Source organism: Nitrobacter sp. TKz-YC02 (assembly GCF_049852135.1).
Classification (GTDB): Bacteria; Pseudomonadota; Alphaproteobacteria; order Rhizobiales; family Xanthobacteraceae; genus Nitrobacter; species Nitrobacter vulgaris.
Genome location: NZ_CP180728.1, coordinates 857,900 through 872,226, shown reverse-complemented (window position 1 = coordinate 872,226; position 14,327 = coordinate 857,900). Strand labels below are relative to the sequence as shown.

At 56.9% G+C, this 14,327-nt stretch carries 17 protein-coding genes and 4 pseudogenes; 9 read left to right on the top strand and 12 right to left on the bottom strand.

The features are described 5' to 3' along the window. Positions 1–196: 196 nt before the first annotated feature. Both ACM561_RS04135 and ACM561_RS04130 read right to left on the bottom strand, forming a co-directional pair. Entirely contained in the window at positions 197–1,270 is a 1,074-nt protein-coding gene (locus ACM561_RS04135; RefSeq protein WP_425908241.1) for a nucleotidyltransferase family protein, read from the bottom strand. Continuing rightward, entirely contained in the window at positions 1,263–2,399 is a 1,137-nt protein-coding gene (locus ACM561_RS04130) for a PqqD family peptide modification chaperone (protein ID WP_425908239.1), read from the bottom strand. Before ACM561_RS04130 ends, ACM561_RS04135 begins: the two co-directional genes overlap by 8 nt. A 160-nt stretch (positions 2,400–2,559) precedes the next feature. On the opposite strand from ACM561_RS04130, the gene ACM561_RS04125 reads away from it, so the two are divergent. Both ACM561_RS04125 and ACM561_RS04120 read left to right on the top strand, forming a co-directional pair. Next, the gene (locus ACM561_RS04125) at positions 2,560–2,799 is read left to right on the top strand and encodes a hypothetical protein (RefSeq protein WP_425908237.1); all 240 of its coding nucleotides are present in this window, start codon (positions 2,560–2,562) and stop codon (positions 2,797–2,799) included. A 58-nt stretch (positions 2,800–2,857) separates the two neighbouring features. Continuing rightward, entirely contained in the window at positions 2,858–3,553 is a 696-nt protein-coding gene (locus ACM561_RS04120; protein WP_425908235.1) for an IS6 family transposase, read from the top strand. 31 nt (positions 3,554–3,584) lie between these two features. Here the strand turns inward: ACM561_RS04120 and ACM561_RS04115 are convergent, their stop codons facing one another. Both ACM561_RS04115 and ACM561_RS04110 read right to left on the bottom strand, forming a co-directional pair. Continuing rightward, the gene (locus tag ACM561_RS04115) at positions 3,585–4,310 is read right to left on the bottom strand and encodes a hypothetical protein (protein ID WP_425908233.1); all 726 of its coding nucleotides are present in this window, start codon (positions 4,308–4,310) and stop codon (positions 3,585–3,587) included. A gap of 23 nt (positions 4,311–4,333) precedes the next feature. Next, positions 4,334–4,498, bottom strand: coding sequence for a hypothetical protein (locus ACM561_RS04110; protein ID WP_425908231.1), 165 nt, complete (start codon positions 4,496–4,498; stop codon positions 4,334–4,336). Between the two features lie 21 nt (positions 4,499–4,519). On the opposite strand from ACM561_RS04110, the pseudogene ACM561_RS04105 reads away from it, so the two are divergent. From ACM561_RS04105 to ACM561_RS04095, 3 genes and pseudogenes are all read left to right on the top strand, one after another. Then, positions 4,520–4,837 (top strand): annotated as a pseudogene (locus ACM561_RS04105) (transposase); the annotation flags it as partial. Between the two features lie 209 nt (positions 4,838–5,046). Next, positions 5,047–5,391 (top strand): hypothetical protein, encoded by a 345-nt coding sequence (locus tag ACM561_RS04100; protein WP_425908229.1) that lies wholly within the window; start codon positions 5,047–5,049, stop codon positions 5,389–5,391. A 217-nt stretch (positions 5,392–5,608) separates the two neighbouring features. Beyond that, on the top strand, positions 5,609–5,782 hold the full coding sequence (locus ACM561_RS04095; protein WP_425908220.1) for a hypothetical protein: 174 nt from the start codon (positions 5,609–5,611) through the stop codon (positions 5,780–5,782). A gap of 90 nt (positions 5,783–5,872) precedes the next feature. Here ACM561_RS04095 and ACM561_RS04090 read toward each other — a convergent pair whose 3' ends face one another. The 5 genes and pseudogenes from ACM561_RS04090 to ACM561_RS04070 form a co-directional block, all read right to left on the bottom strand. Then, on the bottom strand, positions 5,873–8,143 hold the full coding sequence (locus tag ACM561_RS04090) for a YadA family autotransporter adhesin (RefSeq protein ID WP_425908227.1): 2,271 nt from the start codon (positions 8,141–8,143) through the stop codon (positions 5,873–5,875). A 1,607-nt stretch (positions 8,144–9,750) separates the two neighbouring features. Then, positions 9,751–9,924, bottom strand: a complete 174-nt coding sequence (locus ACM561_RS04085; RefSeq protein WP_425908225.1) for a hypothetical protein — start codon at positions 9,922–9,924, stop codon at positions 9,751–9,753. A 90-nt stretch (positions 9,925–10,014) separates the two neighbouring features. After that, positions 10,015–10,162 (bottom strand): annotated as a pseudogene (locus ACM561_RS04080) (IS5/IS1182 family transposase); the annotation flags it as partial. Further along, positions 10,122–10,307 (bottom strand): hypothetical protein, encoded by a 186-nt coding sequence (locus ACM561_RS04075; RefSeq protein ID WP_425909879.1) that lies wholly within the window; start codon positions 10,305–10,307, stop codon positions 10,122–10,124. The pseudogene ACM561_RS04080 and the gene ACM561_RS04075, both read right to left, overlap by 41 nt. Next, complete coding sequence (locus tag ACM561_RS04070) at positions 10,304–11,620, bottom strand: hypothetical protein (RefSeq protein ID WP_425908223.1); 1,317 nt, start codon at positions 11,618–11,620, stop codon at positions 10,304–10,306. The genes ACM561_RS04075 and ACM561_RS04070 overlap by 4 nt, the downstream gene beginning before the upstream one ends. A gap of 71 nt (positions 11,621–11,691) precedes the next feature. On the opposite strand from ACM561_RS04070, the pseudogene ACM561_RS04065 reads away from it, so the two are divergent. The 4 genes and pseudogenes from ACM561_RS04065 to ACM561_RS04050 all read left to right on the top strand — a co-directional run. Further along, positions 11,692–12,036: pseudogene (locus ACM561_RS04065) on the top strand (IS110 family transposase); the annotation flags it as partial. Positions 12,037–12,183: 147 nt separating this feature from the next. After that, positions 12,184–12,510: a hypothetical protein gene (locus ACM561_RS04060; protein WP_425908221.1), complete on the top strand. Its 327-nt coding sequence runs from the start codon at positions 12,184–12,186 to the stop codon at positions 12,508–12,510. 218 nt (positions 12,511–12,728) lie between these two features. After that, entirely contained in the window at positions 12,729–12,902 is a 174-nt protein-coding gene (locus ACM561_RS04055; protein ID WP_425908220.1) for a hypothetical protein, read from the top strand. 181 nt (positions 12,903–13,083) lie between these two features. Further along, positions 13,084–13,202: pseudogene (locus ACM561_RS04050) on the top strand (IS110 family transposase); the annotation flags it as partial. A gap of 392 nt (positions 13,203–13,594) precedes the next feature. Here the strand turns inward: ACM561_RS04050 and ACM561_RS04045 are convergent. The 3 genes from ACM561_RS04045 to ACM561_RS04035 are packed head-to-tail and all read right to left on the bottom strand — an operon-like array spanning position 13,595 to position 14,253. Continuing rightward, positions 13,595–13,732, bottom strand: a complete 138-nt coding sequence (locus ACM561_RS04045) for a hypothetical protein (RefSeq protein WP_425908218.1) — start codon at positions 13,730–13,732, stop codon at positions 13,595–13,597. Between the two features lie 2 nt (positions 13,733–13,734). Then, complete coding sequence (locus ACM561_RS04040) at positions 13,735–14,010, bottom strand: hypothetical protein (protein ID WP_425908216.1); 276 nt, start codon at positions 14,008–14,010, stop codon at positions 13,735–13,737. Positions 14,011–14,013: 3 nt separating this feature from the next. Continuing rightward, on the bottom strand, positions 14,014–14,253 hold the full coding sequence (locus ACM561_RS04035; protein ID WP_425908214.1) for a DUF7681 family protein: 240 nt from the start codon (positions 14,251–14,253) through the stop codon (positions 14,014–14,016). Positions 14,254–14,327: the final 74 nt, after the last annotated feature.

The window sequence follows — 14,327 nt, the reverse complement described above, 5'->3', positions numbered from 1 at the left end:
CGAAAGACGCGATCGACAAGAACAAGTCGGCGTTGGCAAATTTGCCTGCACGCATTCCTACTGGATCATGTAATCATGTTCACTTTCAAACTCCTAATGTAGTGTTCCGCCGGCGAGGGGATCACCGGCTAGAATCCGATCAGAACAATGACTCCGATGGAGATCATGACAAGCATGACTTTCTGCGGGCTGCCACCTAAACCTTGCCTGCGCGCTGTTCTCGCGAAAATGCCAGCAGGAAACGTAACGTATCGATTTTCGGAAGACGCCATTTCCCGCCGATTTCTGCTCCACTGAATGATTTGCCCAATTCAGTGCGGTAGTTTCGGTAATCCAATATGACCATCGGCAACAGAACTTGACGCAACAGCGAGAAGCGTGCTTGCGCCAAGCGTCGCCGATGCTGCAGGCGAGGGACAAATCGGCTGCGCATGCGGGCGGGAACATCAACTCCGAGCAGACGAAACAATGCAACCAGTTGGGTCTCGAGGGCGTTTCGCGCGAGTTTACTTGGGGTAAGAGCAGCTAACGCGTCCCAGTCGATTCCTTCCGGTGAGATAACCAAGTCTCGCAACTCGATCAGATGGCGTACATCGATATTGCCGATCCAATAATCCGAATCTTGGAACTGATCGTGAATGATCAGGATGAGAGCTTGGTAAGTCGCGGACGGGACATAGGCCCTTCCTCTCCCGATAGGCATCATTTTGAAATGCGGCTTCGTGTCACCCGACGAGCGATAAAAAAATGCAGGGCCGGGAAGCTCCCGATGCAGGTCGACCATTCCGACGTCGCTCGGCCTTTTCAGCTCAATGTACCATTTTTTGGCCGTCGGCGGAGTTAGAAAGTGCTCGACATAACCCAACGCGAACAGAGCATCCAAAGTCGCATCGATCTGATCGGGCAACACCATGACGTCGAGATCCGACATTATTCTCGATCCCCAGCGCATGCGGGCGGTCGTTGCAAACATTGTGGCGCCCTTCAGTAATACAGGCGTCACGCCTCGATCGTTCATTGCCGCCACCAATTCGGTCAGCTGGGCGGCAAAGCGGTCGTTCCTCGCGACATTGCGCTCAAATATCTCCCGAATGTAGAGGTAAACATCCTCGCCAATCTGGTCTTCGAAGCGAGTGGCAAATTCCATCAGAGCGGGAGTTGTCAGGGTCTCGTTAGCCAGACCAAGCAAGGACATCCAGTCCGCGCGTTTCGGAACGCAGCCCCGAAAACACGCACACAGTTGGGTGAAGGAGCGGCTGTTCTCAGCCATCGCAAAGATCAACAATCGCATCCCGGGCTTGAGCCGCATCCGAATATTGTAGTTCGAATGATTGGGCGTCGGCCAGGGTCCGCTTGATTGCGCAGAACCCCTGATGGGTCAGTTTTCCGTCCGGCGAATATGAGCCATTTATTAGTCTGCTCATTGTTTCGAATTGCCCAAGCGGCGAAAGTTTCGCCGCGACATTCGATGCTCGTTTGATGAAGACAATCCAGTCTACCGGCACGCCGCCCTTGCGTGTGGTACGCGGGACGTCCAGATATCGCACGCGTTTGCCATCCGGCCTGCTGTGCACGGCGGATTTGCCGAGATCAGGACGGAACTTTTCGATCATCGCCCATGCGCCTGATTTAATCGTTGCCGCAAACCGAACGCCCGTCGCGCGTCCATCGGGCGCGATCAGGACGATATCGTCTGCGGCATATTCAAATCCCGCTTCCATCAAATGGACCGCAAGCGTGGTCTTGCCCGCACCGGGTTGGCCACTTACGAGCAAGCCTTTCCCACCGGACAGCAGGCAAGCTGCATGGAACGCGATATCGGGCAAACTCTTGAGCATGACTTGCTCGGTGATCAGAGCTTTGAGGGTAGGAGCCAACTCATTGACAGCGCATCGCGCGACCCAAGTTTTGTTGTGATGAATGTGGATCTGGTGATCGATTTCAACGACCTCGAATGTATCTCCGATCTTGTCGATGACGCCGCCGGTTTCCCCAAACAGCGGGATAAGAAGTTGTGTCAGCCGTTCGCTCGAAGTCTGAATGCGGACCGCGAGCTTTCCGACGCTCACGGCAAGGGAGTGGGTTTCGTTCGGTTCCCAATCGACCTCAAGCAACCCCAGCTTGAGCCAGTTTCGTAGCGCCAGCTGCACATGATTTCGTGCCGCAACGCGGTCCATCTCGAATTTGGTTAGGTCTTCGCAGATCGTCTCGGTTGACTTGTGGTCCAACAGGCAGCACCAGATATAGGCGGCCAGGTGGTTAAGCTCATAAATCTTCTGAGTGGACTCGCTGAACAGGATTGGCCGGTCGTCGAGTAGGGAGAATAATGCCCCAGCGACCGGACGTAAAATATGAGAATGCTCCTGCGGGGGGATTTCCTGGAGGCGCCTGCGCGTCATACCCGCTATTCCATTCAGAGAGTGGCAAAAGCGTATCAATGGAACCCAACAAGTTACATTGAACAGCTCCCATCGTGATCGAATAAACTTGCAATCACAATAAAATTAAATAACAATTAATTAAGTCGCAGGGATTAAATAGTTCCGAGGAGCAAGAAAAATGCCTCTTCAGGAGAACGACCCGGCCGTTGGTACCGGAACCACGACTGACAACGATCGTCGCAAATTTCTAGCAAGTTGCGGCAAGTTTGCGGTTGTGACGCCACCGGCCATCACAATGCTTTTGTCTACGTCGCTGAATTCCACAGCCATTGCTAGTTCGGGTGGACGTGGAAACAACGGATACGGAAACGGTGGTGGCGATGGAAGCCCGAATGGCCGAGACGATTCCAACCGCTAAACGGCATTGTCACGTTGTTGAGCTTGCCGGCGCTGATCTGCGGCCATAAGTGTCGATCATGAGCAAACTCAGCTACGCCGGATATCGCTTCCCACCCGTGATTATTCAGCGGGCCGTCTGGCTCTATGCCCGGTTTACCCTCAGCTTCCGGGATGTCGAAGACCTGTTGGCGGAGCGCGGAATCATGGTGTCCTATGAGACGGTACGCCGCTGGGTGAGATACTTCGGACCGACGATCGCAGCTGACCTTCGACGCCGCCGGCCCAAGCCTCATTCGACTTGGCATCTCGATGAGGTGTTTATCAGGATCGATGGCCGGTTGGTCTATCTATGGCGCGCCGTCGATGTCGAAGGCGAAGTCCTCGACGTTGTTGTCCAGAGCAAGCGGGACAAACGGGCGGCACTGAAATTGCTGCGGAAACTGCTCAGGAAAACGGCCTTTGTTCCGGACAAGCTTGTGACCGACGATCTTCGATCCTACGGCGCGGCCGCCCGTGAGCTTGGGCTGTCTCGTCGCCATGAGCGCGGGCGATGGCGCAATAACCGAGCGGAGAACTCGCATCAACCGACCCGACGACGGGAGCGCAAGATGCAGGGGTTCAAGAGTGCGGGATCAGCCCAACGATTTCTGTCCGTCCACGCCGCCACCTACAACACCTTCAACGTCCAGCGTCACCTCATCTCAGCGAAGACGCACCGGGCATTCCGAGCCTCGGCCATGCAGACGTGGCGAGAGGTGACTGCTGCGGCGTGATCGCGATTGAATGCTGGATTTGTCGCACCTATCATCCGCTAACGTGACAAAGCCGGCGCAATGTATTCGCCGTCTTCCCGCTCGCCGGTTGCCACGACATCGTGTTGTCGGACAAGTGTTCAGAAATCGGTTGTCTTTCGCTTCCGGACGCTGAAATCGTCAGCGTGGCGAGGTTCTGGAATGGTAGACGCACTTTTTCGCGCGGCGGGATCATGGTGGCGAAAATTTTCGACGTAGCACCAGGCCGTCCCAAAAGCCTTGCCTGAACTATAAACTCAAAGTTGACTGAATCCGTATTGGATGCCGCAATGCTTCTGGCCCATGTGATGCAGGTGGCGTTCTCGGTGAAGCACATCGCAGCCCAACCGTGCTGTAACGGCCGGGGAGACGGGATTGGCCAATCATACTGTTTGGCGAAGGGACGGCTGTAAAATGGATGATCGCTCTCATAAAAAGCCGTGGCGAAAGCCAAAGCGTCCTCGCCGCTGATGCGAGGAAGCGGTACATCCGATAGTGCATGCCAACGCTGCATTAGTTCGTGCGCAGCCGGCCGATAGAAGTTACGACCTTCCTTGAAGGGATGCGTGTTGTGGTAGAGAGCGTGCGCCGGCGCGGCCACGATCACGGCAATGACTGCAAAGCCGAGCACAGCTGCCGTCAGATTTATCGTGTGTAGTCGCTCAAGTTCGAAGCTGGCGCCACAAACGATCAGGACCGCCACCAGAAACAACCCCTGCAGCGCCCACAACGACGGCATGTCGGTCCCGACGGCGACGGCCGTTATCGCGGGAAATGCAACGTCCCCACCAATACCCAGAACAACAGCAATAGACCTGAGTTCATATCCCGGAAATCGGTCAGGAATTCCTTCAGCCGCGGGCCGGCCATCAGGACCCAGGCCAGAGTCGGAAGCGCGAGCGCAGCGGCGAGCCCGAGCAGGAACATGAAGGCGTGCCCGATCGAGCGCTCACCATCGCTGCTATCGAGGCGCGCGTTCCCACACTCGTCGAAGCCCGCATGCTCGTCGAAAGCTTCCAGACCATGGTGCGCAAGAAGCTCGTCGCTGATCTCGATCCATGGATCGCCACCGCCAGCTTGAGCCTGATCGGCTCTTTTGCGAGTGGCATCATCAGGGACAAGGCCGCCGTCCGTGCTGCCATCTCCGAGCCTTGGTCCAATGGCCAGACAGAAGGGCAGATCACGAAACTAAAGCTCGTAAAACGCCAGATGTATGGGCGGGCGAAAATCGACCTCCTGCAAGCTCGGCTGATAGGCGCGACCTAGTTGCGGTAAGCCGTCATCGAAGTTGCGTCAGAGCCCTTATTCCACGCCGAAACACAGAATCCGGCAGCGGGCTTTTTGCACCGGGATTAAAGCAGCTGCCCCTTCGCCATGGGCCCAATCATCATGCTTTCCCAGAGTGTGGCGCGCGCGCTACAGCCTATCCAGGGTTGAATTAGTAGAACGAGTCTCAAAGCTGGGCGTTGCCTAGTATGAAGACCGGTTCTCAGATGTATCAAGTCGTCGAAGAGCGCGTGGTTTGGAACACGGTCTTTACCGCTGAGACCTTTGATTTTCGCGGCCGGCTGAATTTCAGTCGGTTCGACGAGTGTACCTTCGTCAAGTGCACTCTTTTGATGGATGCCGATACAGAGCAGCTTGCCTTCACAAACTGCACTTTTCAGGACTGCAACATTGACGGCATCGAAGCCGACGAGGCGCGTGGCATCGCTTCCAAAGACAACACGTTTGAGCGTCCGCTGGACGAACAACGACAAGACTTTGAAGAGCGTCTAAGTGCCGCTCTCAGCCAGCGGCCAACGAGTCGGCCTAGCTGATGTCCGACAACTCCGAGCAGAGCGAAGGTTTTGAATGGGCGGTACCGAACATCCATTGGATCCCAGAGAAGCCTTGGCGGATATTCAAACGTTGGTCCGCGTCACGTTGTGCAGCGACGACCTGAACGCAGTGCGGCGTGACCTGGAGATGATCCTAACGATTGTAGAAATGGTGCGGCCGCCTAAGGAACGGTCATGACCGTCGCTGGAGTGAGTGATGATGTTGAGTAAATCGGAAGCGTACAGAGAGAACGCTCGCAATTGCGGGGAGCTTGCGGCCGAGGCAAAGGACTTGCCTTCGAAGAACCGCTACAGACGCATGCAGGATGCATGGCTGGCGCTTGCAGAAGAGCAAGACTGGTTAGATGGTCAGTTGCCCATAACAAATTGAAGCACGACGACTGATTATCAACGGGCCCATGCAATTCAAACATGCCGCTACTTTTCACCAAGCCATCATCACGCCGGCCCGGCCTCCGATCTACCTTTCTTGAAGCGCGACGCCTCCTGAGACAACCACGTTATCGTTGACCCTTAGAAACTGGGAGATCCCGAGGGCGGTTTGGCCGCCAAAAGCGCCCACATTCAAGGCGACCGCTAACTTCTTGTCTGACGGCAGACTGCTTCCTGTGAGCGCCATCGCCATCGCCACCCCTCCGGCGGTATTATCGATGCGCTGATCAAGCCGCGTGATCTGGGAACTGATACCGGTTGCCATGCCGTTGAGCTGACCGACGTTGACGGCATCGGTTGGGCTGATGCCGGCCTCGACATTCGTGATCCGGCGCTCATTTCCGCCAGACCCAACGGATACTGTGTTGGCCGCTGTGTTCACAGAACCTGATCCGATTGCGACGGAATTTGGCGCCGTCGCAGTTGCCCCGGGACCAAGCGCCGAACTGTTTTCGCCGGTCGCGACTGCGTTGTCACCGAATGCCGCCCCGCCGTTCGACGCTCTCGCATTGACGCCCACCGCCACCGAGCCGGTGGCAACGGCATTCGAACCAATTGCGATGGCATTTCGGCCCGTGGCCTGTGACGTCGCTCCGATCGCAATGGCACCGTCCTGACTGGCAGTCGAATTGGTGCCCATGGCAATCGCGTCAATTCCGGAAGAAGTGGTATTGGCTCCGATGGCTATGGCATTTTGGCCCGACGCACTCGCAGCGTTGCCTGTGCCGTTGACGCGAACATAGCGCTGAGCCTGAGACAGGTTGTTGATCACGTTGTTGATTGTCGTGGCGTGGGAGGTCAATTCGGTGTCGATCGCGCCGACGGCGTTGGCAACCGTTGAATAGGTCTGGCCTTGGACCGTCAGTTGGGGATTCGTGACATTACCAGCGGCATCGACGCTTGCGCCACCGCCAACAGCATTTGCTAATCCCGTTGCAGCATTCGTCGCATAGCTCGCGGCTGCGGCAACGGCAGAGTTCGTTGCGTGAAGCTGGCTTCCGTTGACCGCATCACTGCTGGTTGCAGAGACCGATCCATTTGCGACGCCGGTCAGTTGGCGGTCGCCAATCATGCCCCTGAGGTTGACTGTGGTGCCGTCGGTCGATGTGCCGACATGGATGACGCGGGTTGATGGATCCTGGGTCACCAGGGAGGCCCCTCCACCGCCTCCGCCGGAAGCTTGGAGAGCGCTGATATTGTTGCTGTTGGCCTGAACCCGATTGCTGAGAGCGTTGAGCGCGCCATCCACATTGTTGTAGCTGCTTCCGAGGACCATGAATGAAGGAGCGGTGAAAACGCCGTTGGCATCGATTGAGGCTCCACCACCAAACACCGCGGCTAAACGCTGATTGAGCGTCGTCGAGTTCACATTTAGGAAGTCGATCGCAAGGGTGTGGTTTCCGATTGTCGACGTGTTGGCCGCAACGGCGTTGTTGGTCGCAAACAGCTGGTTACCCGTCACGGCGTCGGTACTGAGCGAAGCGACGGCGCCATCGGTCAATCCCGTCAGCTTTCGGGTTCCGGCAGTTCCGGTGATATCGACAAGAGTGCCGTCGGTCAGTTTGCCAACGGCGATCTGCCGGGTGGCAAGATCCTGAGTGACCAGGCCGATGCCGCCGGAATTGATCTGCGTCGATAAGTTTGTAATGGCGACGTCGGTGTTCGTAAGTTTAGCATCGACGGCACCAAATGCGCCGCCTACGCTAGTATATGGAGCACCCTGGATGGAATAGGTCGGCAGTGTTACTAGGTTGTTTGCGTCGAGGCTGGAGCCCCCGCCGAAGATCGCGGCAAGCCGCTGGTTTAAGGCGAGCGCGTTGTTATCCAGCGTAGTGATAGAACCTGCTACATTAGTAATCGAACTGTTTGTCGAAAAGAGCTGAGCGCCATTGATGGCGTCGGTGCTGGTTGAAGAGACAGTCCCAGCCGAGATATTCACGAGCTTTCGTTCGTTCCCTGCGCTGCCGAACGATACGGTATTGGCGACAGTGGCGACTGCGCCGTTGCCGATCGCAACCGATCCGCTCGCTGAGGCATGGGCCATATAGCCCACCGCCACAGCGTTGACATCCGCAACGCTATTCGCGCCAACTGCCAGCGCGTTGGCCTTGGAACTGCTCGAGCCGCCAAACGCCGCGCTGTTCTCGCCGCTGTATTGGGCATTAGGTCCGCAAGCGATGGAGTTGGTGATCCCACCCAAAAGCGGCGGCAGAATGCAGGCAAGCTGTGCATGCGCTGTTGGCGCGGCCAGAAGCAGGCTGACCAATAGAAGCGCCTTAAACGCCCTGAGTTGCCACATATCGCTGCCACACGGTAGGTAGCATCTAAGTGCGACGGGCATGGTTAAGGGGCGGTTAAGGCGAAGGAAAAAGGCCACGTTACCGCGGTAAAGCGCAACCGGGAGCCCCCCGACTGGGTGGACTCGTAAATGGGCGAGGAAGCGCCAGGATGGTCGTCAGCTTTCGAAGGCAACGCCAACGAGATCTCCGTCGCGCCAAATTAGTCGGCATCGGCGCGATGTACGAAATTTATCAAAGGAAAGTTCGAAGACCGGCGGCACGAAATCGAGTCCGCCCAGCTGAATGCTCGCACCGTCATTCGTGACATTGCAGACACAGCAGGAGTAAGCAGCAGCATTTCGCTCAAAATATACTACTGCCCCATGGTTGATAACGGTCCGCTGCTTGGCGCGGCGCTCCCTTACCTCACTATGCGGTGTTAGAATCGGTGCCATGGGCAACATCTATCGATGCCACACGTTAAACTTGAATCAAAAATCTCTATCGAATTTGATCTACTCGCGCAAAGTGGCGCTTGCTCATCGACGCCCTCCCCCAAAACTCGCTGAAGGCAGGCGGACGACCGCCCTAATCCGAAGCTCGCAAGCTTAGCGGGCGCCCTCAGCGAGGTGACAGCGCTTTGAATCAGACACGAACCACCTCCTTTCGTTGTTGATGATTGATGATGCGCGGGGGTTAGTGAAGTTTCCCGAGAGATCCAGCCCAGTGGTCAGCAGGCTCTCCTATCGCATCACGAACGGCGTGATATCCATGTTCCTGACGCCAGCGTCGCCGCTTACCATTTCGTCCTGCGCCGGCCTGTAACCCTGCAGGCGTGGCTGTCGCGCCCTCGGGTGCCACTCATCGGCTAGTTCGCTCAAAGCTTCTCCGTCTGATCGGAACGACGACTGAGGGTTCGGACCAATACAGCGAGCCCGGTGGCACTTCCGTGAACTCACAGATCGAAGGGTCCAGACATTCGTCGATCAGCATGACAAGTTCGACAATATCCCAGGCAAAGAAAATGCCGACGACGTCTCGGCTGCCAATAATTCGGACAAAATAGCAATTCACCCGGACACCTCGTGTGCCGGGTATTACTCAACGGCGGTCGGGAATCTCCGAAAAATCGTCGGAGCCGTTATCGTGCCGCTTTTGGTGCCGCGTTCACCAAGCACTGCGAACGACGCCAGCGGTCGCAGTCGGTGTGGTGGATCGGGTTGCAATCCAGAAGAATCAGAAGACTTTCGAGCAGTACTGCGCCCGCGGAGCAATCTGCGCCTTTCCGCCAGTGAGCATAAAGGCGAGCGGGCGACATGAGCGTCGGTCAGCGCGTGGAAAACGTTGGTCCATACACCCTTTGATTGATTACAGAGTGTATTCCTCGACCCGTGGTTGGACGGATGCATCGACCCAGCGGCCGCGACTTCCGCACTTGCTTGACGGCGGTCGGCAGGTGGAGTTCAAACTGCATGTCCTTCAGCACCCCAGAACTGACCGCGATTTATCCCGATCCCTTCGGAGGACGTGAATCACAACACACCGATCACGCCAACGCTTTTATGGTCCTGATCTGGGACGAAACAGCGCAATCTCACACGTCACCAACTAATGTCATTCGCTCCAGTTAGGCATACCTGATGGATCCACCACCCTTCCTTATCTTCTCCTCAAGCTCTCTTTCCGCCTCGTCGGTCAGCTCTTGCATAGTCTTGCCGAGCGTCTTCATTGGGTCGTCCTTCGGTTCTCCCGCAGGGGGGAACTCGGTGTGGCTATCACTCATGTTGGGGCTATCACTCATGTTCATCTCCATTTCGCTGGGAGGGGTTACGACAACCAGCGCGCTTGGAGCACGTTCCGACGGAACAGTGGTTCCTTCGTCACAGTTCGTTTACGCGGCGATGCAGACGACGGCTGCAGGAAAATTGGTTGCGAGACGATCATATCGTGGTGATGCGACGGAAGTCCTTCAGGCGACAGAACATGCGCTCGATGGCGTTACGGCTTTGATAGAGGACGGGCGAGAAACAATTCTTCCAGCTTCAGCACCTGGATGATGCCGTTGATGACCCGCCGATCATCGACCCGTGGCTTGCCGCGCGTACCGTTGGGCAGAAGCGGCTTGAGCAAAGCGAACTGATCCTTCGTTAGCCAAAAGCAATCGCGACTCAGCGCCGAAATCATTTTATGGGTCCGACCCTAGCCGTCGCCATGAGCAGATCGAAATGGTTGGTGAAGTGGCCGACGCGCGAGCGGCCCAAATCGTCGGCGTCCGTGAAGGTGAAGCTCTTCATCTCAAGCAGGATGCGCTCGTCCTGGATGAGCAGGTGACCGTCTTCCACCGCCGTGCGCAGGTCGTTGAGGATGGAGTATTTCGTCGCGCCGTTTGTCTCCCAGCCGAGCTCGCCGCTTCCCAAAGGCTGGTCGCTGAGCCGGTCGAGCGGCACCTGGCGGTATATGAGGTTCGCGTCATATATCATCTTCAGCGTCGTGAGGCACGAGCCGCCGCTCCCGCTGTTCTTCTCGGGAGCGATGAGGCAGGAACCGAACAAGTCGGCCTGCCGTTTGAGCTCGTAGGCGAACTGGTCCGCCGGAATGAGGTTGTTCGCGTAGGACCCGACCTGCCGCGCGGGCAGCATCGAGAAGTCTATGAGGACCGACGCGCTATGGTCGTTGCCGTTGCCTTTGCCTGTATCAGCCCCGACCGCGTAGCGATGCGCGGGGTTGTATTCCTGCCAAAGGAGAAGGCCCGCTTTCTCGCCCGCCGCCTCCTTGCACTGCGCGATAAGGCGCTCAATCGTCGCGCGATCGAAGAACGGGGAACCGGCCGCGACTGGATCGAAGAGCATTTCCACCTCGTAGACGCGCCGGCCTCCGGCGTTCAGCTCGCGCCGCTTGCTTTCAAGCGATATCTTGCGTTTGCCCGGGTCCGCGATATCGTTATTGAAAACTGCAGCGTCAGCATCGGTTTTGACGTATTTGTCGGGCCAGGCCGGCTCTCCCTGGCGGTTGACGATTGGGATGAAGCGCGCCCGTCCTCCCGATCCGTCTACGGCTTTGCGCACGTAGCCCATGACTCCCGCTTCGAGTATGAAATTTCCGAGAGTAAGCGACACGCCGTGCCCGGCCATGCCGCCTTTTGCCTCGTCGAGAAGCCTGATGATCTTCTCGGTAATAGCTGGACTGTCCGCCGTGACGGCGTTTTCAAGGTCGTCCCTCAGGATAAAGTCAGGGCGATGCTGCTGGTAGAGGCGCCCGCGCATCGGCGTCATGGCCGTATGGGCCTCAACGCGGATGCGGTTGTTCGTTACGAAGTTCGACACCCGCTTGAGCGTGGCCTCGTCCTTTGTTCGCGCCTGGTTGTAGAGCTGCCCGAAGTCGGCGATTAGCAGCTCGTTGGTCTGGAGCTCGGTCACCACGTCGAACAGGATGCTCTCGGCGCTCTGCTTGTCGTAGCAGTCGACGTTGACATAGAGCCGCTCGCCCCAGTGCGACACGTCCTCGCCCTGTTTCCGAAGCGCGTCGATGACCTGCTTGCGGGCGATGAGGCGATCTGCACTCCGCACGCCAACCGCACATCCCGCTCGTCCCGAAGAGGGTCGAGCAGCAGGATATCCAGGCTCTGCATCGCGCTCGCCAGCGCATGGTCAATCATCGCACTACCGTGGTCAGCCAGATCCGCGGTCTTCTGCTCGACCGCGGACTTGCCATGGCAAAGTCAATTACGCGTGCCAGGCGGTTGATTCCAGAGTTTCTGTCCGACTTGAAGAATGACCTGACGCCAATGGCGCGCGAAGCGATTGCCGAACTCTATGATCTTATGCGCGATCTGGACCGCCGCATCGGGCTATTCGATCAGAAAATCGATCGGGTCTTCCACAGCAGCGAGCCTTGTCAGAGGATTGCCAAGATCGCCGCCCGCGCGGCAATTGCCCTTCGCCATGGGCCCAATCATCACGCTTTCCCTGAGTGTGGCGTGAGCGCTACAGCCTACCCAAGGTTGAATTAGTAGAATGAGTCTTAAAGCTGGGCGTTGCCCAGTATGAAGACCGGTTCTCAGATGGCTCAAATCAACGAAGAGCGCGTGGTTTGGAACACGGTCTTTACCGCTAAGACCTTTGATTTTCGCGGCCGGCTGAATTTCTGTCGGTTCGACGAGTGTACCTTCGTCAAGTGCACACTTCTGATAGATCCCGATACAGAGCAGATCGCCTTCACAAACTGCACGTTCCAGGACTGCAACGTAGACGGCATCGAAGCCGACGAAGCGCGTGGCATTGCTTCAAGAAGCAACACGTTTGAGCGTCCGCTGGACGAACAACGACAAGACTTTGAAGAGCGTCTAAATGCCGCTCTCAGCCAGCGGCCAACGAGTCGGCCTAGCTGATGTCCGACAAACTCTAAGCAGAGCGAAGGTTTTGAATGGGCGGTACCGAACATCCATTGGATCCCAGAGAAGCCTTGGCGGATATCCAAATGTTGGTCCGCGTCACGTTGTGCAGCGACGACCTGAACGCAGTGCGGCGTGACCTGGAGATGATCCTAACGATTGTAGAAATGGTGCGGCCGCCTAAGGAACGGTCATGACCGTCGCTGGAGTGAGTGATGATGTTGAGTAAATCGGAAGCGTACAGAGAGAACGCTCGCAATTGCGGGGAGCTTGCGGCCGAGGCAAAGGACTTGCCTTCGAAGAACCGCTACAGACGCATGCAGGATGCATGGCTGGCGCTTGCAGAAGAGCAAGACTGGTTAGATGGTCAGTTGCCCATAACAAATTGAAGCACGACGACTGATTATCAACGGGCCCATGCAATTCAAACATGCCGCTACTTTTCACCAAGCCATCATCACGCCGGCCCGGCCTCCGATCTACCTTTCTTGAAGCGCGACGCCTCCTGAGACAACCACGTTATCGTTGACCCTTAGAAACTGGGAGATCCCGAGGGCGGTCTGGCCGCCAGTGGCGCGCCGGCGCGGGATGCAAAAGGCGATGGTCCAGTTGCACGCAAGCTCGCAGTCATACTTCACCGGATGTGGAGGGATGATACCGACTTCCGCTGGTGTGCAGCTACAACCTAATCACAGAGGAAAACGACAACCGATTCAACTTCCTCCATGCTGGAGGAGGCGTCCCGCGAGGACGACGGGATTGGGTGAGACCGAGGAAACTCGTGCGGCGCGCTTACGACCGCGCGGCTTAGATGGCTCCGCCCTTTCCCTCTGATCCCATCATGAGGCTGCAAAATGCTGACCTCGGAGAGAAGCAAGAGCCTCGCAGGATGATCTCTGACATCGTGGGCGTGTCAAAAGGAGCTTGCATCATACGCCCCGAATAGAGAAGAAGTTTCCCGAGGCAGCCTCTTTCAGAATCAGCTTCTCCAGCGTCAGGTGTAAGGCCGTGTTCGTCAGCACCGTTCCGTCTTTGATGGTCAAGAGGACGAATAATCCGGGCGGTCTGCTGATTGATGTCTTTAATGGACTACGGCAGACTCTGGCCGATACCCGAGTTCGGCCATAGCCGCGGTCAGGGAGAGACCTTCCGCCATCAGGTTGATGACTTCTCGCCCCATGCTCTGGTTGTAGGTACTCGGACGGCCGCCTTCAGACATCACTACGCCTTGATCGTCTCTCGCAGCACGTCAATCGCTTGCTGCTGCTCCGGTGTCCTCGGAGTGTCATCGATGACCTCGAACGGCAGCACGACAAAATCGTCCGGCTTGCCCGGCACGCCTTGAACGCGGCGAACCACGGACTCCACAAACGGATCGGCCGTTGGCGCCGGAACATCGACCGTGAAGCGATGCGCGAGTTTCGCTTGGCGAAAGGCTTCGACCGCCTGAACAAAGTTCTCGGCCGAACCGATCTGGCTAAGTGAGACTTGGATCATCAATCAATCCTCCGGCAACTCAGCTCGCTTTTGCTCGAAAACAGCTCGGTTGATCGCCATGAACCCCTGTTCAATGCAGGATCGTCCAATATCCAGCCAACGCTTATCCGTCTCTGGCGAGGACTCATATCGATCAAGCAATCTGAGGATGCGTTCCTCGATTTTCCGATGATCCTTGACCCGTAAGATTCCGAGCTTTTCTCGATCCTTGCAAGGTTTGGTCTTGGTTACGCGCTTTGACATCGGCCACCCTTTGAACGGAATAAATACTCTATTCCGCCAAAGCTTGACGAAAGATCGGCAGACACGACTTGTAA